The 20,628-nt window shown below is 65.7% G+C and carries 12 protein-coding genes and 1 tRNA gene; 7 read left to right on the top strand and 6 right to left on the bottom strand.

Annotation, left to right across the window (positions count from 1 at the left end; translation table 11 throughout):
- From BN3385_RS06540 to BN3385_RS06520, 5 genes are all read right to left on the bottom strand, one after another.
- On the bottom strand, positions 1–5,142 hold the full coding sequence (locus BN3385_RS06540) for a DEAD/DEAH box helicase family protein (protein WP_059015767.1): 5,142 nt from the start codon (positions 5,140–5,142) through the stop codon (positions 1–3).
- A 460-nt stretch (positions 5,143–5,602) separates the two neighbouring features.
- A complete protein-coding gene (locus BN3385_RS06535) occupies positions 5,603–6,034 on the bottom strand; it encodes a hypothetical protein (RefSeq protein WP_059015766.1) in 432 nt (143 codons plus the stop codon).
- Between the two features lie 115 nt (positions 6,035–6,149).
- Positions 6,150–9,863, bottom strand: a complete 3,714-nt coding sequence (locus BN3385_RS06530) for a beta strand repeat-containing protein (protein WP_059015765.1) — start codon at positions 9,861–9,863, stop codon at positions 6,150–6,152.
- Between the two features lie 133 nt (positions 9,864–9,996).
- Positions 9,997–11,454, bottom strand: coding sequence for a beta strand repeat-containing protein (locus BN3385_RS06525; RefSeq protein ID WP_059015764.1), 1,458 nt, complete (start codon positions 11,452–11,454; stop codon positions 9,997–9,999).
- Positions 11,455–11,566: 112 nt separating this feature from the next.
- A tRNA-Tyr gene (locus tag BN3385_RS06520) sits at positions 11,567–11,649 on the bottom strand.
- Positions 11,650–11,747: 98 nt separating this feature from the next.
- On the opposite strand from BN3385_RS06520, the gene BN3385_RS06515 reads away from it, so the two are divergent.
- Positions 11,748–12,239: a YajQ family cyclic di-GMP-binding protein gene (locus tag BN3385_RS06515; RefSeq protein WP_059015763.1), complete on the top strand. Its 492-nt coding sequence runs from the start codon at positions 11,748–11,750 to the stop codon at positions 12,237–12,239.
- A 63-nt stretch (positions 12,240–12,302) separates the two neighbouring features.
- On the opposite strand, the gene BN3385_RS06510 is transcribed toward BN3385_RS06515, so the two are convergent.
- The gene (locus tag BN3385_RS06510; protein WP_059015762.1) at positions 12,303–12,554 is read right to left on the bottom strand and encodes a hypothetical protein; all 252 of its coding nucleotides are present in this window, start codon (positions 12,552–12,554) and stop codon (positions 12,303–12,305) included.
- A 387-nt stretch (positions 12,555–12,941) separates the two neighbouring features.
- Between BN3385_RS06510 and BN3385_RS06505 the strand changes: the two genes are divergently transcribed.
- From BN3385_RS06505 to BN3385_RS27490, 6 genes are all read left to right on the top strand, one after another.
- Positions 12,942–14,222 (top strand): sensor histidine kinase, encoded by a 1,281-nt coding sequence (locus BN3385_RS06505; protein WP_059015761.1) that lies wholly within the window; start codon positions 12,942–12,944, stop codon positions 14,220–14,222.
- Positions 14,219–14,866, top strand: coding sequence for a response regulator (locus BN3385_RS06500; RefSeq protein ID WP_059015760.1), 648 nt, complete (start codon positions 14,219–14,221; stop codon positions 14,864–14,866). The genes BN3385_RS06505 and BN3385_RS06500 overlap by 4 nt, the downstream gene beginning before the upstream one ends.
- Positions 14,867–14,958: 92 nt before the next feature.
- Positions 14,959–15,633, top strand: a complete 675-nt coding sequence (locus BN3385_RS06495) for an MIP/aquaporin family protein (RefSeq protein WP_059015759.1) — start codon at positions 14,959–14,961, stop codon at positions 15,631–15,633.
- 141 nt (positions 15,634–15,774) lie between these two features.
- A complete protein-coding gene (locus tag BN3385_RS06490; RefSeq protein WP_082690304.1) occupies positions 15,775–17,397 on the top strand; it encodes a flavin-containing monooxygenase in 1,623 nt (540 codons plus the stop codon).
- 151 nt (positions 17,398–17,548) lie between these two features.
- On the top strand, positions 17,549–19,789 hold the full coding sequence (locus BN3385_RS06485; RefSeq protein WP_059015758.1) for a TPR repeat domain-containing protein: 2,241 nt from the start codon (positions 17,549–17,551) through the stop codon (positions 19,787–19,789).
- Positions 19,771–20,592, top strand: a complete 822-nt coding sequence (locus BN3385_RS27490) for a hypothetical protein (protein WP_231748646.1) — start codon at positions 19,771–19,773, stop codon at positions 20,590–20,592. Before BN3385_RS06485 ends, BN3385_RS27490 begins: the two co-directional genes overlap by 19 nt.
- The last annotated feature ends 36 nt before the right edge of the window (positions 20,593–20,628 follow it).

Below are 20,628 nucleotides of genomic sequence, written 5' to 3'. Positions count from 1 at the left end.
TTAGATCCTTCCTTCGCCGAATACGTAGGTGTGTTCGCGAACCTTGGCCAGCCAGTCCTGATCGGGGTGGAGTCGCAAGACACTCCAACCGGCGTCGTTGAGCGCATCCTCAACCTCGTCGGCGTCTTCGGGCACCGTGTCCTCGACGAAGACGGCCAGCGCCGAGCCGTCGGCGTGGAAAGCGAAGTCGGGGCGGATTGCGCCGTTGGCAACTGGCTGTCGTATGGCATTCGGTAGCGCAAACTCGTGCTGGACTAGCAGGTCGATGAAGGCGCGCTGGAGTTCAGATTCACACTGCACCTTGAGTTCTTGTGCTTTGTCGTCGCGGGCTTCTACGGTCTGCGCTGGTGCGGTTTGCGCCGCAGCGAGTTGCAGCATCAGGTCTTTAATCAGATGCCGGTCGATGGCGGCGTGGTCACTTTGGTTTCCGTAGGACAACAGGCAGTCGTAGCAGGCTTTTTCGCAACGCTCTTTTGCGCCGTCTGCTTTGCCGCGATCGTGGCCGTCTGGGGTGAAGTGCATGATGTCCAGCGCTGCGCGTGCGACTTTCGCCAGCGCATCGGGCTCGGCCTGGAGCCGCCGCAGGACACCGGCGCCGCCCTCGGCGGACTCGGTGAACAGCATCCGGCCGCGTGCGTCCGTGTCGGGAAGGGCTTCACTGGAAAGTTCGGAATCCTCGAGCTGGAATTCGGCTTCGATGCCGCGTTCCAGTGCGTAGCGCAACGTGGCCGAGTATTCGGGCGAGACCAGCTTGTCGAGGCGCAAGACGAGGATGTTGCGGGTGTCCTCGACGTAGGGAATGACCTTGTGTTTGGTGGGGACGTCCGCGGCGTCGTCAAGGGACTCGTCCTGCGGTGTTGCATCGACGGCATCGCGTTCAGAGAGCCAGTTGCCTTTCACCGTGTCTAGCCAGTACCCAAGGTCGGCGGGGTACTTACGGCGTCGCCGGCCGACATTCGTGACGCGCACCGTGGCGGTGTCTCCGTAGCTCAGCACTAGGAGTCCGCCTGTTGCGTCGGCGACCGTGGCATCGGTGCGGCCGAGTCGCGGGCCGTGTTGGCTGAATCGGTAGGAGATCTGCAACTCGAAACCGGCTCTGCGGCGTTCTTCCTCGTCGCTGGAGATGCGTTCGCGACGGCGCGCGTAGACGGTTTGCATTCGCATGAGCCCGTATTGCGGCGCGCTGAGCGGCGCTTCACAGTTTTCGCATACGTCCAACCCTGGCCGTCGAACGTGGTGGTAGCCGCAGGACTCACAACGATACGCGTCCTGGGTATCGACTGTTCCGATGCCGCCAGCGCTCATGGGAACCTGGATGCGTTTGATCTCGTAGCGGGCACCCTCGTGGTAAATGATCGCGCCGGGACCGAATTCGCTGATGGCGAGGAATCGGGGACGCTGCAGATACTCCCCTGTTGCCTGATTGGCAACCGCGGCCCGCACGCCGGGAATGTAGGCGGCAAGCGGCAGTCTCGGAAAGCTATACCCGGGTAAGAATCCCTCGCTGGCGAAGTAGCGATAGGTGTAGAAGTCGGAGTGGGTGAGTTCGGTGTCCTCATTGCGCAGCAGGCGCAGCTGGCCCTCGGCTTCGCGTCGCCGAGCTTCAGCGGCTTTCCGGTCGCCGGGGCGCACCGAACCGTCGAGGACGATTCGATTCTGCTCAGCCTGATCGTCGAGGGCTGCCTTGTAGAGCTCTCGCCAACGGGCGCATGCCTTATCGAACTCTTCCGGCGCGCCAGCGATGATCGCCTTCGGCCAGTCCTCATGCCACCACGACGTCTGCCGCAAATGCTCGATGAGCGGTTCTACGAGTGCGAATGCTCGCTCCGTTGCCCGGTTGAGCGCCGCTGGCTCCTTCAGTGCTTTGGCGAGACCGTCCGTCAAAGGCATCCCGGGCGTTTCGAGTTCGAGCAATTGAGGCATGCGCGAGCACAGATCTGCGCCTGTCTCCGATAGCCAGAGTGCGTGCAGGTGCGAGGCCAGGAGCGCTTCGTTGGTCAGGTCCAGTCGGGGTGGTGCGACCGATCCCGCGACCATGTCTACTGAGCGGCGGAAGTAGTACTGATCATGGGCGTTGCCGGTCGCACAGTAAGTGGTGACGAGGGCTGGCTGCCCAGATCGGCCAGCGCGGCCACTGCGCTGGGCGTAGTTGGCCGGTGTGGGCGGAACGTTGCGCAGCGCGACCGCGTTGAGGCTTGCGATATCGACGCCGAGTTCCATCGTTGGCGAGCAGTAGAGAACCTTCAATTCCCCACTGCGGAAAGCTTTTTCACGCTCCTCTCGGATAGCGGCCGTGACCTGAGCGGTATGTTCGCGCGCATACATGCCAGCCAGTTCAGGCGCGGTCGTTCGATAGAGATCCAGGAAGAACGGATTGACCCGCGTGCCTTGGTCGGGGTTGAAGCCCTTCCGCAGGGGATCCGGGGCTCCGATCCGGCCATCGCCAGGGGTCCAAATGACTGCGGATGCTTTGAGTCGGAAGTTCGGCCCGTTTGAGCCTTGTAGGTCAACGGTCGTCAAGAGTCCGGCGCGATCGAGGACGGCGAGAAGGTCTTCGATGACTTTCTGGGCATCCGCACTGTCCATCTTGCCGCTGGTGAGTTCCAGCCCGCTGGCTTCACGGATGTATCGCCCGAGTGCTGTTCGGCCCGTGAAACGGGCGATGGCTCGTATCGCGCCCGGCTTACCGGTTTCCGTCGTGACGACCGCCGGTTGAGGGCGGGGTTCGTGGGGCGGGATCGACCATAAGCCTTCGAGGTGTTGGTCGGATTGGCGTTTGACGCGGTCGAATCCGTCATCGGTAAGGCAGTCGACGGCGACTGCAAGATCGCGCCGGAATTCGTCAAGGACGATGCGGCAGAGTTCTTCTCGCTGAATGGCTTCGGCATCGCGCAATGGCTGATAGGTGCGTTCCCACAGGGCGGAGTCGGCCGCGATTTCCGGTAGTGATTCGTATTCGATTCGCATCAGCCCGGTCTGCTCGAGGTTGGGCATGGTGATGCGCCAGCCTCGCTGCAGGTCGGAATACAGGCGGTATTCGATGAACTCTTTGAAGGCACGTTCTGCTGCGGTGCGGGCACCGTAAACCGCTTCGGGATTTGCGGCGTAGTCCTCGAATCGCAGCCCTAGGCCTTCAACGACTCTCTCGGCGACATCATCGTGACGGAGGCTTCCTGCCTGCAGCGCGCGCTGGATGGCGCCACGGAGTTGAACCATCTGCACGAAGTCGTTGAAGTGTCCGGCTTGGAGGCTGGCGTCCTGGCGGTTGTCGACGAAGGTCAGCAGTTTTCGTGATTCTGCGCTGAGTTCGTCGGGTGGGATTTTGTCGAGCGACCGCACGATGGAGGTACTCAACACTGTGACTGCTGAGCTTCTGCCCTCGGCATCCAGTGTTGCGAGCTTGGCGAAGTCACTGCCGCGTGCCTGTTCGTAAGAAACCTTGCAGCGCAGGCAGAACCGGAAGGGCGCGGGTACAAATGCCGCTTCGATACCGCCGCTGGTTACCTCTTCCCCGCCGACCCCGACTTTCACGCGGCGCGGTAGGTAGGGGCGACGGCGTTCGATGACCTCGCCGTCGGATAGCCAGGAGTCGGGTAGCCGACCTTCCAGGAGTGGGTCCAGTGGCCAGGGTTGTGGCGTCGAGATGTAGAGGTAGCCGTTGGCTTGGTCGCCACCGCTCGCGTCTCGGTCCCGGCGCGGGCGGTAGATGACCTCGGAGCCTTCGGTGGTCCGTGCGACGACCAAATACTCTTGGCCGCACTCCCGGCAGAAGGCCAGCGGCATGAGCACGTGGTCGGGTTGGTCGGGTACCGCAACCTGGTATTGGGAGGTCACGTGGCGTCGGGCTTCTTGCTCAACCGACACGTACACGGTGTCGCCCTTGGAGAGGAACTGGTGGAGACGGAAGGCGAAGAGCGGACGTCCGGTTTCGGGGTGGCGGGCCGAGGAGCCGGCGAGGAGGGTGGCACGGATGGCTTCCGCACTCTCATCGACGGTCCGTCCGGTCAGATCCGCTAACCGGGCGGCAGACTCGCGCACCCTCGCTGGCTTTTGACGGATGACCCTGCCCGATTCCTTTTCTACTGCGAGACCGAATGTCGTCTCGATCCACGACGCCAGCGAAGACACGGCCAAGTCGTCGTAGCTTCCGCCCGCACCACCGAGGCGGATCTCCCGGGACAGCTCATCGACGTCGCCGGCGTTCCCGGACGTCGCGTGGTCCAGTGTTTCCCCGATAACCCGTTCAGGAGTGACTTCGGTACCGAACAGGCCTGAGGCGACGTCGGCAACGACCCGACGTTGGTCGGCCTCGGTGCCGACGCTGGCCATCGTCGCGGACGTACCCACGCATTGCATGTCTGGTGAGGAGCAAGCGTCGCGTACCCGCCGTACAAGCATCGCTACGTCTGCACCCTGCCGGCCGCGGTAGGTGTGGAGTTCGTCGAGGACCAGGAACTCCAGGCCCTTGGCCGCCTCGACCAGTTTCCGGCGCTCCTCGGGGCGGGTGAGCATGAGTTCGAGCATCACGTAGTTCGTGAGCAGGATGTCTGGCGGATTGCGGAGGATCGCCTCCCGCTGCTCGCCCCGTTCCTGCCCGGTGTATCGAGCGAAGGTGACGGGCTCTTTGCCCTCGCCGAAGCCGAAGCGCAGGAACTTTTCCAGCTCGCCAACCTGGCTATTGGCCAGGGCGTTCATCGGGTAGACGATGATCGCCTTCACCCCCGGCCGGCGCGGTTGCTGCCGCAGCACGCGATCGACGATCGGGATGATGTAGGCGAGGGACTTGCCGGATCCGGTCCCGGTGGTGAGGACGTAGCTCTTTCCGGACTGGGCTGTCTCGATGGCCTCGCGCTGGTGACGGTGCAGGGTGATCGAGCGGTCACCCGGGTCGGCGATGCTTAGCTTGGGGCGGAAGATGCGCGCGCACTCGGCGTGCAGCAGGCCTTCAGCGACGAGGTCATCGATCGAACCACCTGAGGCGAACGTCGGGTTAAGTGAAATCCAGGGTTCAGGCCACTGCTTGCCCTCAGCGAGTTCGTCGTGGACGTATTGCGCGACCCTAGGGTCAAGCGGGGTGACTGAGCTGGTGGTGAAGGACTTGTAGTCGTCGATGAGCTGCTTGTGGACGTTGAAGATATCCACTTACTCCCCCTTCCGCTTTCCACAACTAAGCGCATCTACAACTCACCTCTGAGCTCTGCGCACCGATCGACAATACGGACGTACCGTACTTTTCTGCTGGCATTTGGACCGCAGCCGGGCTGCAGCATGGCGACGTCGCTCCGACGGAATGGCCACCCGCAACCCACGTAGACGCCCTTCGCCCACCCCTCCCCTCGAGGTGCTCACATCTACATCGGCCACCCCCCCGCAACCCACGTAGACGCCCTTCGCCCACCCCTCCCCTCGAGGTGCTCACATCTACATCGGCCACCCCAATGGCGAGCACCTCAGCGACCATAAATGTTGCCGCCGACAATTTCCGCTATCAAGCATGTAACCATGCCAGCGAGGCCTTGGCTTGACCTCCGGAATCGGTAAAGCAGATTGCCAGGCTATTCGTGGCTATCGATCTGAGGAATAGGAAGGCTCAGGGAGGGGACTAGCCCCCAGCCCGCACCAACCGAATCGGAATCTGTTCCTGCCCAGGCCGGGTCATCTGACAAACCCCCTGCTGCACCGCCGTCAGCTGACCATCCAATGTTTGGGCATTCCAGATGAACATCATGATGCCCTTGGTGGTGGTCTTGTCCGGGCACACCGGCACCTGACCGCGCAGCGTCATCACCCAGGTATGCCCGCCGCGGTAATAGGCCTGCCCATCGATCGTGGCCGACTGTATGGAGGACTGGCAGCCGATTGAGGCATCGCTGCACTGCGGGCTGATGGTCCAGGTGTCCAGCTTGCTGTTGGGCCCGAGCACGTCATAAGTACCGGACAGCACGTCGCCTTCCGCGTGCGCCGCCGGAGCAGCACCCAGGAGTGCGAAGCACAGCACTGCCCCCACCGAAGCCACCCGGCCGCCGGTCCTCATACGAGCTTCCTCCAGATACGAGTCCGATCAAGATCTCCCGAACCGTATCCCACAACCGGCGCAAACCGGCAGTTAGAGGTTTTCTAACCAGGCGTTATCCCGCGGCGAGCGCCAGCTACAGCGTCACCAGCCGGTGCCCGCCGACGAAGCCGCCGACGTCCACCGACTCCGCCCGCGGCACGTCGACAACCCCGGACACCAGCACCGCCGCCGGCACGGGCTGCACCAGGTACGCACTGGCCGAGCCGGCCCCGCCGAACAGCCCCCGCAGCCCGTCGACCAGCAACGTCAGCCCCGAAGCCGCCCCGATCAGCAGCGTCGCCGCAGCCCCGATCACGCCGCCCACGATGAACCCGACCGGGTTGTCACCCAGCAGCGCCCCGATACCCTGGCCGATCGCCATACCGACCGCGATCTGCAGCTGCGGGCTCCCGATCACGGAGTCGATCAGGGTGTTGATCACCTCAGTCGGCGGCAACCCGTTGGAGAGGTCGATGGCCAGATTGCTCAGCAGCGCCTGCGCCGCCGAGTTGGCCAGCAGCGAGTCGATCGCCCCCTGAACCACCGTCCCGGCCACCGGGCCCAGCCCGGATCCGAGCACCTCGGTGATGAGGTCCTTCGCCGCTCCGGAGACCGCCTCCTGGACGGCGGGCACATCCAGCGTCGCCTGGAGCACCTGCGCCACAACGGCGTCGATCGCCGCCTTCACGTCGGCGTTGGCCGCCAGCGTCTGCAGCGCGGCTTGCACCGCCGCCGGCACCGTCGCACCGGCCAGCACCGCGGCCACGATCTGGTTTGCCGCACTCGACAGCGCCGCCGCCACTCCGGTCTGAGCCAGGAACCCACTGATCGCGCCGCCCACGGCGGCCGCCAGATCAGCCGCGGCTGACGGGTCGGCGAGGATGCTCACCACAACCGGCCCGTACGTCGGGCCGAGCAGTCCACTGATGAGCGACTGCACCGCGGGATTGCCGGCCAGCTCGGTGATCAACGAGGTCGCCGTCGACGCCAGCGCTGAGATCAGTGCGGTGTCGGTCACCACCGAGTTCACCACGCTGCCCGCCAGCCCGGACAACGCCGTCTGGATCGCCGTATTCGCCTGCAGCAGTTGCAGCATCACCCCGATGACTTCGGAGGGATCGCCGCCATTGAGGATCGTCAGGGTGGCCAGCTGCACCGCCGAGGACAGCGCGGAGACGACACCGGGCTGGCCGAAGAACCCGCTGAGCACCGAGCCCACCAGCGTGCCGAGCTCGTCGCTGACCGCCGAGTTGGCCAGCAGGTTCGTGATCGCGGTACCGACCGCGTCGGCGATCTGCGCTCCGCCGGGGTAGCTGCCCAACGCCGACGACAGGAAGTCGCTGACCTCCTCCCCGACCAGGTCCTGGATCGCCGAGCTGTCGACGATTCCGGCCACCACATCGTGGACTGCGGTGCTAATCGCCTGCAGCACATCGGAATTGCCGAACAACGAGCCAATCGCGTTGCTCAGCGCCGTGGCGATCGCGTTGTCGACAGCGGTGTTGGCGGCCAAGGAATGAAGAGCCGTACCCAGGGCGTCTTCGACCTCGGCGCCGCCGCTGACGGCAGTGAAGAAGGTATTGACCGCAGTGCCCAGTGCAGTCGCGACACCTGCGCCGAGCAGATCGTCGACCAACCCGCCGGCGATGTTGGCCAGGCCTTCCACCGCGGCGGAGTCCGCCAGCAGGTTCTGCACCGCGGTACTCACCGCGTCACCGACCGCCCCGGCCGCAGAGCTGCCGCCGAGAACCGAGGTCAGCCAGCCACCGATCTGATCGGCCAGCGAGCCGGCGACAGTGGGGCTGGCGAAGTCGTAGAACACCGACGAGAAGGCGTCGCTGAGCGAACTCACCACATCGGCGTCACCGGCGAAGGAGGAGACGATGCCGGCGACGGCCGACGCCAGCGCGGCCTGCACACCCGACGGCAGCGGTGTGAGCGCCGACCCGTTCACCAGGTCCATGATGTCGGCGGCCAGCGCCGCCGGCACTCCCGAACTGCCGAGGAACGTCGTCACCGCCGAACCCACCGCCGTAGCGAGCGGATGCGCCAGGCCGCTGATCAGATCCTCCACGTCGGCGGCGATGTCCGCGCTCAGCGCATCCAAGGCGGCCGCATAGGCCGGATTGCCTCCGAACACCGCGTCGGCGATCGCATTGCCCACCGCCGCACCGATCGCCTGCGGAATCGCTTGCGGCGCATAGGTTGGCGCCCACGACGGAATGATCTGACCGGCCAGCACGTCGATGGCGTCGGTGATCGCCGACCCGATCGCGGTCTGCACGTCCGTATTGGCCAGGAACGTCGCAATCCCGCTCTGGGTGTCGGGGGCGATGGAGTTGATGTAGTTGAGCAGGGGCTGGATGTCGAAAACCGCCAGCCCCGCGACGATTTCGGCGGTGGTGAGATCGTCGGGCAGGACGCCGCTGACGATTCCGTCGATGGCCGACCCGACCGCGGCGCTGTTGGATCCGGCGAACGTCTTGCTCACCAGGTCGGCAACCGCGTTCCCGACGACGGTACCGATCGCGCTCGGCACCGGCAGCGCTGATGCCACCGAACTCGAAATGAACTCCAGGATGGCCTGATTGGCGAACGCCGAGTAGACCTCGGCGGAGATGCTGCCGTTCTCCAACCAGTCGGCCACCCCGCTGCTGATCAGCGGCGCGAGTTGGCCGGAGATCGGGGCCAGCGCGGGCAGATGGTCATTGAGGAACGCCTGAATGGCATCGTCGAGCAGGCTCTCCCCCACCACCAGTGCTGTCGCCGCGCCGGCCGGCTTCGACCCTCCGGTAGCCGCGGCCGAGGCCGGGGTGCCATCCTTACCCTTCACCCCGATGAAGCCGGCGGCGCCACCCTTGCCGCCCTGGGCGGTGACGCTCGCGCCGTTACCACCGTCGCCGCCATTGCCGGCGATCAGGCCACCGTCACCGCCATTGCCGCCGGCACCGCCGTTGATCCCGACGACGCCCTCGCCGCCCTTACCGCCATTGCCCAGGAAGCCGGCCGACCCGCCGTCGCCTCCGGCGAAGCCGTCACCGCCGTTGCCGATGAACCCGCCCTTGCCGCCGTTGCACGGGCCGCTTTGGCACGCGCCCTCGTACCCGGTGTAGGAATAACCGTTGCCGAAGAAGATGCCGGCGTCGGGATGATCGGCGGTGCCGTCACCGACGAAGAACCGCATGAACGCATCCATCGGATCCACCACCGTCAGGGAGGCGACGGGCTGGCTGCTGGTCACGGTCGCCGCGGCCGGAGTGACCGTGGCCGATCCGGTGGTCTCGCGACGGCTGACGGCCAGAGCGGCCCAGGCCAGCGGTCCGGTGAGTGCGGTCAGGGGATCACCACCGCCACCGGTGAGCCAGTCCAGCGGGCCATGTGCGGTGGCCGTCAGCGATCCGCGCGGGACGGCGGCGGTGAGCACCGGAGCGGCGGGCTCGGCATCCGGCACATCGCTGGCCGGCGAGTTCTCGCCCACCGCAATGGCATTGGACTCGGAGTCGTCACTACCGGTCGCGCCGAGGTGAATCTTGCGGGCGGAGCTCGCAGCACCGGATTCGGCGGTGGCCGCACCGGCCGGCTTGGCCGTGGTGCGGCCCTTGCCGTTGCCCGACGTCGACGACGCACTGCCGGGCGTACGGTTCGCCGCGGCCTTGCGCGCACTGTGCGCCACCGACGAGGTCCCCGAGTCCCCGGCGCCGGTGTCGGCTGTTGCCACCGGCAGGCCGACGATCACACCGCCGACACCCAGCGCTACCGCCAGCGCACCGACGCGGCCGACATAGATTCCCTTGTGCCCAGCTCCCATGGCTGCTACCCCCGATTTGACGCTCAAGAAAGATAAGGTCAGTTAGGGATATCACAGCAGCGGGCCCTATGGCGCCATTTGCTGATGGCAATTAAAAGTACAGCCGGTTACCTCGGCCTTACGCGGGCCTCCGCTACGAATTGCCCCGCTTGCTCCCGCCGGTCGAGGAGCCCTTGGAGCCGGAGCTGCTCTTGCTGGCGGCCCCGCTCTTCTTCGAGGACTTGTTGCTCTGCGGGTTGACCGCCGAGGCGCCGCCGATGACCACATCGTTGATCGCGATACCGGGGGTCGTCTTGGTGACGGTCCTGCCGGTGCTGAAGACCGTTCCGGCCAGGACCAGCGGACCCGGGCCCGCGGTGACGTTGTTGCCGCCGCCGAGGACGTTGAACCCGAAGGTGAAGTTGCCGCCAGCCCCGCCACCGGTGATGGTGTTGCCGTTGCTCAGCGTGTTGATCACGAAGTTCCAGTTGCTGCCGACCCCACCGACGGTCAGGTTGTTGTTGCTGCCGATGATGTTGCGCACCGAGTTCACGTTGCCGCCCGTGGCGATCACGTTGTTGTTGTTGCCGCCCAGCAGGTTACTGGCCGTGGTGTACAAGCTGCCGGAGACGCCGACCGTGTTGCCGGCGCCGAAGATGTTCTGCGCCGTGTTGCCGTTGCCGCCGAGGATGCTCACGTCGTTGAGATTGCCGAACAGGGTCCTGGCCGCGTTCTGGTAGCCACCGGTGATGGTGACGGAGTTGCCGTCGCCGAAGATGCTGCGGCCCCAGTTGAGGTAGCCGCCAATGGTCTGCACGGTGTTGTTGCTGCCGAACAAGCTGCTCGCGGTGTTCACCAGGCTGCCGTTGGTCTGCACCGTGTTGCCGTCACCGAGAAGGCTGGTGGCCCAGTTGAAGATGCCGCCCTGGGCCGAGACGGTGTTGTTGCTACCAAAGAGGTTGGTGGCCAGGTTGATTACCGATCCGGCACCCGCCAGGCCGGACTCCACGACGTTGTTGCTGCCGCCGATGTTGGTGGCGATGCCGAACTGGCCGGCCGAGATCACGCGCATGCTGTTCGGGTCCCCGGCGGACCCGGTGCCGAACAGGTTGGTGGCCAGGTTGCCGCCCGCGCCGGTGCCGCCCGCCGAGACGGTGCTGCTGTTGGCCGGGGCCCACGGTGCGGTGACGTTCAGGGCGATGTTGACGCCGATGTTGCCGAGCAGGCCCGAGCCCTTGGTGATGGCCGTGCCGTTCGGGCCGAGCTGGGTGGCGATGCCGAACAACCCCTGAGCATCGGCCGTCGACCCGTCACCGACGGCGGTGGCGAAGGTGAAGGCATCACCGGTGGTTGCCGCCGAGTTGGCGCCTAGGGCGAAGGCCGCGCCGAACAGACCGTTGGCATTCGCGGTGGCGTTCGGGCCGATCGCGATGGCGATGCTCAACGGCGTGCTGCTGCAGCTGGCGCTGTTCCCGAGCCCGAAGAACGAGGCGCAGGTGGCGTTCGCGGTGGGGGCTGATCCGAGGGCGGCGCCGGCGAGCAGGCCGGTGGTGGCAGCGCCGGCAGCCAGGAAGCTGGTGACTGCGGCACGAGACTTTGCGGTGGTGGCCATGAAGCCGGTCCCCCCTGTAGGTGAATTGACGTCAGGGCAAGATGCTAGAGCAGCGAAACGGTATTGGCCCCCACAACACAATCAAGCCCGTCAAAAGACGGGCTTGAAAGAGTGGCAGGTACAGGATTCGAACCTGTGTAGGCTTCCGCCGACGGATTTACAGTCCGCTCCCATTGGCCGCTCGGGCAACCTGCCGGGTACTCCAGACCGGGGACCGGTTTGGTGCGACTAGCAGGGTACAACGAGGATGTACCCCAAACACAAACCGGCCGATCACACCGAGGAGGGGTCCAATGGCGGATTCATCGTTCGACATCGTCAGCAAGGTCGACCGCCAGGAGGTCGACAACGCGCTGAACCAGGCGGCCAAGGAGCTGTCCACCCGGTTCGACTTCCGCGGCACCGACACCACCATCGCCTGGAAGGGCGAAGAGGTCATCGAGATCGTCAGCTCCACCGAAGAGCGGGTGAAGGCGGCCATCGACGTCTTCAAGGAGAAGCTGATCCGCCGCGACATCTCCATGAAGGCTTTCGACGCCGGCGAGCCCCAGGCCAGCGGCAAGACCTACAAGGTCAGCGGCACCCTCAAGCAGGGCATCGACCAGGAAAATGCCAAGAAGATCAACAAGCTGATCCGCGACGACGGCCCCAAGGGCGTCAAGACCCAGGTCCAGGGCGACGAGATCCGGGTGTCCTCCAAGAAGCGCGACGACCTGCAGGCCGTCATCGCCCTGCTCAAGGGTGCCGACCTCGACGTCGCCCTGCAGTTCGTCAACTACCGGTAGACCACACGACGCCGCCCCCTGCGGCCGGAGCCGGAGGGGGCGGAGTCGACGGGTCTGCTGCGCTCAGTGGGCCAGGGGCGGCATGACGGCGGCATTGCTCGGGTCGATCAGGGTGTAGTGGTGGCGATGCCACTGGTAGCCCGGAACCGCCTCGGGGGCCGGGGCGGCGTGGACCTGGGGCGCGGCGACCCCCGCCGAGCCTGTTGCCGAACCCTGCGCGGCGCTGGCCACACCGGCCAGGCCGAGGGCGGCCCCACCAATGATGCCGGCCGACAGGATCGGCAGGGCCAGGTAACGGGCGATGGTGCTGTTCATCTGAATTCTCCTGGGTGAGTTGAGCTTTCGGTTTGGAGCTAGACCGTTTTCGGTCATGACTCAACCTTCGCCGCGGCCGGCGCCGCGAGCTGTCATGCGAAAACATGGATCGAGGGATGAATCGCGTTCATCCGTTCGGACGACACCCTGTTCATCTCCGCCACGGAAGCGGTCCATCACGGCAAACCTCAATCCACCCAGGAGAATTCAGATGGGCAGCGGGGGCGCCAACGGACACCATCACCCGACTCACCGACCAGGGCTACGTCGACATGAGTTGCTCGAACGACGAGTAACTGCCGACACTCAGTAGAGCGGGTCTCAGCAGAGGCCCGCCGTGCGGCTGTTCCGCGCCGATTCCGGCTGCCACCTGGTTAAACTGCCCCTGTGCGCCAGAACGGCAGCAGACCGACGCGGTCCGCCCGTTTCTTGGCGCGCCTCGCAATCCCGCCCACACCCTCCGGCGGTGAAGCTCACGACGCGGTCCAAGCCGTCTTTCTGCGCTTCGAACGGCAAGCCCAGCGGCGCCGTTCAGTCCTGCGACTGCTGCTCATCGCCGTGATGGTCCTGGCGATTCTGGCCGGAACCGAACGTTCCACGTGGCCTGCGCAGTTCACCATCGTCGGGGTCTACGCCGCGTTGGCAATCATCTCCGTAATCCTTAATGTGCGGCGCCAGCCGGGAGGGGGCGCGCTGCGAGGCGCCGCCCCGATGATGTTCGTTGACATCGCCGCGATCTGCCTGCTACAGCTGCCCTCCTTGGGGAGCGTGCTGATGCTGGGGCTGCTCGCGTTTCTCCCGTTCTTCCTCGCCAGCCAATCGGGCCGGCTGGGCGCGGTGATGGCGATGACCGCCATCGCCTTGGGCGGCCTGACGATTGTCACCGACTCCACCTTGCGGCGGGAGATGTCGGCGCTGCAGATAGCGACAGTGCTGCTGATGCTCGCGTTGCTGTGCGTGTGCTCGTATGCGGTATCGGCCGTGCAGCAGCACCGGATGACCCGTTTCGCCGAGCTCATTGCCAGCCGCTCGATGCTGCTGGCCGACGTGATGACCGCTGAGGAACGACAACGCCGACAGGTCGCCGAAGACCTGCATGACGGTCCGCTGCAAACGGTTCTGGCGGCGCGCCAGGACCTGCGCGAGGTGGTCCGCGAGCACACCGACCTGCCGTCGGTGACGCGAGCCAGCGAGCTGCTCGGCGACGTGTCCCGCGAGCTTCGCCAGCTCACCAAGGAGTTGCACCCCTCGGTGCTCGAGGAGGGCGGCCTGGAACCCGCGGTTCGCGGACTGCTCGACTCGCTGGTTGAGCGCACCGGCGCCACCGTCGACTGCGAAATCGACTACCCCCGCCGCCACCCTGAGGACGCCACGCTCTACGGGGTGGCGCGAGAACTTCTGAGCAATATTGCCCGGCACGCCAACGCCGACACGGTCTGGCTGAGCTTGAAGGACGGCGGCGACATCGTCACCCTCGACGTGCGGGACAACGGTGTGGGCATCGATCCGGGGATCGTCTCCCGCCGCGTCGCCGAAGGACATATCGGGCTGGCGTCGCACCGCTCCCGCATCGAAACCCTCAGGGGAAGTTGGGAATTCGAGCCGGTCGAGCAAGGCACATGGGTTCGGGTGACATTGCCCGTCCACAACGGCAAGGAGGTGCGGTGAGCATTTCGAACCGTCGGGTGCGCGTCGTCGTCGGGGACGACCATCCGATCTACCGTGACGGGATCGTGCAGGCCCTCACCAAGAGCGAGCAGACCGAAGTCGTCACCGCCGTCGGTGACGGGCACTCCGCACTCGAGGCGATCCTCGAACACCGGCCCGAGGTCGCCCTGCTGGACTACAAGATGCCCGGCCTGGACGGTATCGCCGTGGCGCGCGCCGTCACCCGCGAACAGATCCCGACCCGGGTGCTGCTGCTGTCGGCCACCACCGAGGGAGCGGTCGTGTACCGGGCGATCCAGGACGGCGCCGCGGGCTATCTGTCCAAGGACTCCGACCGCGACGAGATCGTCACCGCCGTGGTGGCCTGCGCCCGCGGGGAGAACGTCCTGCCGCCAGAGCTGGTGACCAGCCTGGCGACTGAAGTACACCGCAACGCCAACCCGCAGGGTCCGCTGCTCAGCGAGCGGGAACGGCAGATCCTGCGCATGATCGCCGACGGTAAGACCGTGCGCGACATGGCCACCGAACTCTTCCTCGCCGAAACGACCATCAAGACCCACATCCGACGGCTCTACGAGAAGCTGGGCGTTTCCGACCGCGGGGCGGCCGTCGCCTACGCGATGCGCAACAACCTGCTGGAGTAGCGGATTCATCCGTTCGGACGACGCCGATTCATCCGCACCGACACTCCTTCGGTCGATACCCCGCCCACCGGCGTTCGCGCAGGCTCATCGACATGACAACTCTCACCCGCCCCATTGCCCCTGTCCGGTCCGGTACCCGCATCAAGTACGCCACCGAAGCCCTCGGCACCTTCGTTCTCATGTTCACCGTCGCGGCAGCCGTCCTCGGCGGCTCACCGCTGGCACCCATCGCAATCGGCGCGGTGCTGATGGCCGTCGTCTATGCCGGCGGCCACATCTCCGGCGGTCACTACAACCCAGCCGTCACCGTTGCCGTCCTGGTCCGCGGACGCATCACCATCGCGGAGGCGGCAGGCTACATCGGCGCGCAGATCGCCGGTGGCCTTGTCGCTGCCGTCGTCGCCAACCTGTGCCTCGCGCACCCGCCGACGCCGCCGGTGACCCCGTCCGGGCATGCGATGGTGGCCGCCGTCATCGCCGAGATGGTGTTCACGTTCGTGCTGTGCTTTGTCGTCCTCAATGTCGCCACCAGCAAGGACCACCGCGACAACTCGTTCTACGGACTGGCCATCGGTTTCACCGTGGCCGCCGGCGCGATCGCCGTCGGTGGCATCTCCGGAGCCGTCTTCAACCCGGCCGTCGGTATCGCCGGGGCGACGATCTCGATGGTCACCGGCACCGTCGCGGGTATCTACGTCGTCGTCCAACTGATCGCCGGCGTCGCCGCGGGCCTGGCCTTCCGCGCCCTGAATCCCGGCGACAAATAGCCTCCACCCGCACCCCGCCCCCTGCGCCGGCCGCACACCCGCCGACGCAGGGGGTACCGACCGTCACCCCTGTGGCCCAACCCACCGGTTAGTGCCTAATGTGGTGACCGACACCACACACCGCACGGAGCGAGGACTGCGATGACCGCGACCCCGGAGACCGCCCTGACGCTGGCCGAGCAGGACGCCGGCACCTACGACGTCGTCATCATCGGCGCCGGCTTCTCCGGGATCGGCGCCGCCTACCGCATCACCGAACGCAACCCGGGCACCCGCTACGTCATCCTCGAACGCCGCGACCGCATCGGCGGCACCTGGGACATCTTCCGCTACCCCGGGGTGCGGTCGGACTCCTCCATCTTCAGCCTGTCCTGGCCGTGGGAGCCGTGGACCCGCAAGGAGGGGGTGGCCGACGGCGACCACATCCGCGAGTACATGACCGACACCGCCCGCAAGCACGGCATCACCCCGCATATCCGATTCGGCACCCACGTCATCTCGGCGGACTGGGATTCGTCCTCGGATACCTGGACGGTGCACGTCGAGGAGGACGGGACACCGAAGACCTACCGCGGCCGGTTCGTGTTCTTCGGCTCGGGCTACTACAACTACGACGAGGGCTACACCCCGGAGTTCCCCGGCATCGAGAAGTTCGGCGGCACCGTCATCCACCCGCAGTTCTGGCCCGAGGATCTGGACTACACCGGCAAGAAGATGGTGGTGATCGGCAGCGGCGCCACCGCGGTGTCGTTGATGCCGGCGCTGGCCCGCAAGGCTGCCAAGGTGACCATGCTGCAGCGCTCGCCGAGCTATCTGTTCTCCGGATCGCGGGTCAACCCGGTCAATGAGGCCATTCGGATGACGTTGCCGCGCAGGGTTTCTCACCTGATCGTGCGGTTCATCGCCACCTTGTTCGAGGGGTCGACGTGGCTGCTGTCGCGGCGGGCCCCGGAGGTGATGAAGCGCATCATCCGGGCGCAGAACAAGAGCCTGCTGCCCCCGGGCTATCCGGTGGACGTGCACTTCAAGCCGCGCTACAACCCCTGGGATCAGCGGATGTGCCTGGTGGCCGACGGCGACATGTTCGAAGCCATCTCGCAGGGCCGTGCCGAGGTGGTGACCGACCACATCGACCACTTCGACCAGACCGGCATCGTCTTGAAGTCGGGCCAGCACCTGGATGCCGACATCATCGTGACAGCCACCGGCCTGCAGCTTCAGGCGCTCGGCGGGGTGCGAATCAGCATGGACGGCAACGAGATCAAGCCGCAGGACCGGTTCTCCTACAAGGCGTACATGCTCGAGGATGTGCCGAACCTGATCTGGTGCATCGGCTACACCAACGCCTCGTGGACGCTGCGCGCCGACATGACGGCCCGCTCGACGGCCAAGCTGTTGGAGTACATGAAGGTCAACGGATTCACCCACGCCTCACCGCATCTGGGTGGCCAGCCGATCGCCGAGAAGCCGCTGTGGGATCTGCAGGCCGGCTACGTGCTGCGAAACCTGCACGCCCTGCCGAAGTCGGGCACCAAGCGGCCGTGGATCACGCGGCAGAACTACTGGGCCGACACGATCGATCACCACTTCATCGACAAGATCGGTGAGGACATGACCTTCGGCCGGGTGGGCTCGCCGCTGGGCGCCGACGTCGCGGTGCGCCCGGTCGGTACCGGCACCGGCACGAAGGCTCTGTTGGCCGGCGGTGTCGCGGCGGCTGCGGTGTTCGCGGTGGCCCGGGCCCGGCGGTCCCGCGCGGCTTAGGTCTCGGGCAACCCTGCACAGTCGCTCAGAGGTGGGCACCTCTGGTGCCCCCTCAGCCCGCCTAGCTGCGGGGTCACGGCGGTGAAGTGACTCCCGCGCCGGTCCACGGTAGATTCTCCCGAGGCGTCCAGCAAACGGGAGGAGGGCATCAATGGGCATGTCGCTGGCCGAGCTGGATGCCTGGGATCCCAACGCTGTTCAGGCGGTCTTCTCCGCAGTCACCGATCACTCGGCCTCGACCCGGCTGACCTCCGACGGCCTCGGGCAACTCATCAACGCCGTGCCGTGGGAGGGACAGGCCCACGACGCCGCGAAGGCCGCCAACACCGACATCCGCCGCGACCTGAACCTGCATGCCGAGGAACTGGAGGCCGTCGCAGCCGCGGCCAAGGCCGCCGAGACCGAGATCCGCTCGATCAAGTCCGACTGGCTGCACCTGCAGCAGGAAGCCGCCGCGGCCGGGATGACGATCAACGCCCAAGAGGGCACCGTCACCTACGTCCCCTCCCCCGATCCCGAGGAAGCGGCGATCCAGCAGCACAACTACGAGGTGATCTGCGCCGAAGTGCACCGGCTGCTGCAGCGCGCCGACCAGGCCGACGCCGACCTCGCCGCCGCGATCGACGGGGCTGACGGGCGCAAGTCGGCCGATGAGGTGAACAGGCAACTGTCCGGCCATTGGATCGACGACCCGGCGCAGGCCGAGGCCGACGTGCACGACGCACTGGCCGGCGACAAGGATGCCGCGGCACGCGTCAACAACGTGCTGGACAGCATCACCGCTGAGCAACAAGCTGGCACGAGACCGCTGACAGCCGAACAGGGTTCGGTGCTCAGCCAGCTGCAGGCCCAGCAGAACGGGATGTCGGTCGACGCGCTCAAGACGGCCGAACAGCGGCTCGGCGACCAGAAGGACATGATCGGCAATTCCTGGCAGCTGATGAGCAACGGCAAGCTGCAGTACCCGAAAACCGAACTGCGGCCGGGCGCCAAAGATGATCTGGGCACGTTGATGCGCGGTGGCACCGACCAGCTGCCGACCAGTGTGCGCCAGGCGCTGGAGTCCCCCGGCCTGCTCTACACCGATCAGATGAACACCATCGCCGACATCATCAAGGACGGCGACGATTCCTTCCAGGACAACACCGGGGTGGATCAGGCGTTACTGCACAAGGGTTCGGCGATGATGGATACGCCGCTGTGGCAACAGGATCCGGCCAGCAACGGACGCGACGGATTCGGGCGCGACCCGGCGCTGGACCCGGTGGTGGCCAACGTGTTGTCCGCGGCGGCGCCGGACCACCAGGTGGTCCACGACGTCGTCACCGCGCCCGGTGGCGCCGGGGACCGGTTCCTGCACAACGTCACCGGGCATTTCTGGGGAGACAACGGCAAGGCGGTGTCGGCGTTGTTCGACTGGACCGGGCCGACAGCGCATGGCCCGGAGGCGCAGATCGCGGGTGAGACGGCACACGCCTACGCGACGTATCTGGGCCAGCATCCGGCGGACCTGCTGCACATGCCGGGCAATCACACTCTGGGCGAGGTGAATCCAGAGTTGGTGCGCGGCATGGCTCATGGCCTGGCGCCGTATGTGTCCAACATCGCCGGTGAACACAATGCGCTGACGCCGTTCTTCCCCACACCGGACGATCCGACGGCGCAGGAGAAGGACTTCATGTCGACGGCCAAGGGCATCTTCTCGGTGCTGAGCACCGACTCGAAGGCTGCGGAATTCTTCGACAGCAAGGCCTACGAGGAGATCCTGCGGGATCAGAACAGCTATGCCCGCGACATCGCCAACCACGTTCCGGGTGCAGTGCTCAACAATGCGCACATGCAGGAGGCCGACACCATGCGGTCTCTGGTCGACATCGGCACGAACAATGCGCTGGACGCCAAGGGAATCAACACCGATGCCAGTGCCGCGGCGGCCTACGCGTCGAAGTCGGCGGCCTACGACATGGCGGTCGACGTGCTGAGTGCTGGTGCCGATGCGTCACCCGGTGGACCCGGTGCCGCGCTGGCCACAGAGACGCTGGGGTCGGCCTTGAAGGGAGACATCATCGGCGCACCACCGGTTTCGACGGCGGAGGCCGCGATGTACTCGAACATGACGGAGTACGACGCAGACCGCGCTGTTCTCAACGGTTTACATGCCAATGGCGTGCGAATCGATCTGCCGCGGGAGTTCTTCTTCGAGGGTCATGTCGCGAGTTACAGCGAGTACCTCGGAAACAAGGGAGCCCTGTCCGAACCGTTCTACAACGAATCAATTCGGAACGCGCTCGCCGCGTCTGTCGGGGCCGAGAATGTGTCGACGATCGGAATGGAGAAGGACACTTACAACAATCTTGTAGAGAACCCGCACCCATGGAGGCCAGGGAAGTGATGCTCGGCAGCCGGTTCTTTACTTCTACACTGTTGATTCTGGTTGCGATGGCTGTTGCCTCGTGCACCAAGCCACATGAGACGAACGTCGTTGCGCCACAACCATCCAAACCATGGACTGGCCTTACTCAGGATGTCCGCGCCGTATGGAGTGCTGAGCCGGGCATTGATCTTGTACGGGGACCGGCTGTCGTCGTCCGCGCTTACATCGAGTCCTATTTCCTTGCGAGGGAAATGGGCACCATCGACGCTACCTATCCAGGCTTCACGCGCGCCGTACCGCCTACGACCTCGGACTCGGATCCGCTGGCAGATCCGCGGCCTCAGACGAGTCACCCAGCCCCCCACCCGATTGTCGGAACCGACAAGCGGCACATTCTCAGGATCGATAAGTCGGGCTCCTCAACCGTAGCCATCGTCTGCGACTACAGCACATACACGAGCGCATTCGACCAAGGCAATGGCACGTTCGGATATCCGACCGGGGTCATGGACGACGGTGTCGGGACTTGGCGAATGGCGATGTCAGCGGCTTCGAATGCAACAGGATCGCTGCCACCACAACGAGGACCCGCAGCAGCCCCCGTCACCGATGTATTCGGCGACTGGCGGATTGAGTCGTGGGAGTCGTCGCTGGCGACCTATCCGAACTGGCCGACGTCGACCGCCGATTCTCAAGCCTGCCGCGCTTTAGCCCCAGACCCCATCGAGCGCCGCAAGGCATTACGCAACGGCACACATCCCCGTTCCGACTACCCCACCCTGCCGCCCTACCCCGGCTGGCCCGAAGCCGGCCCGGCCTGACCGCACCGCCGGCGATACCGCATTTTGAAGGAGACA

Origin of the sequence: Mycobacterium sp. M26, from assembly GCF_001494595.1 — a bacterium.
Taxonomy (GTDB): Bacteria; Actinomycetota; Actinomycetes; order Mycobacteriales; family Mycobacteriaceae; genus Mycobacterium.
Note: the sequence above shows the minus strand (reverse complement) of the source record. Positions and strands in the feature narration are given on the sequence as shown.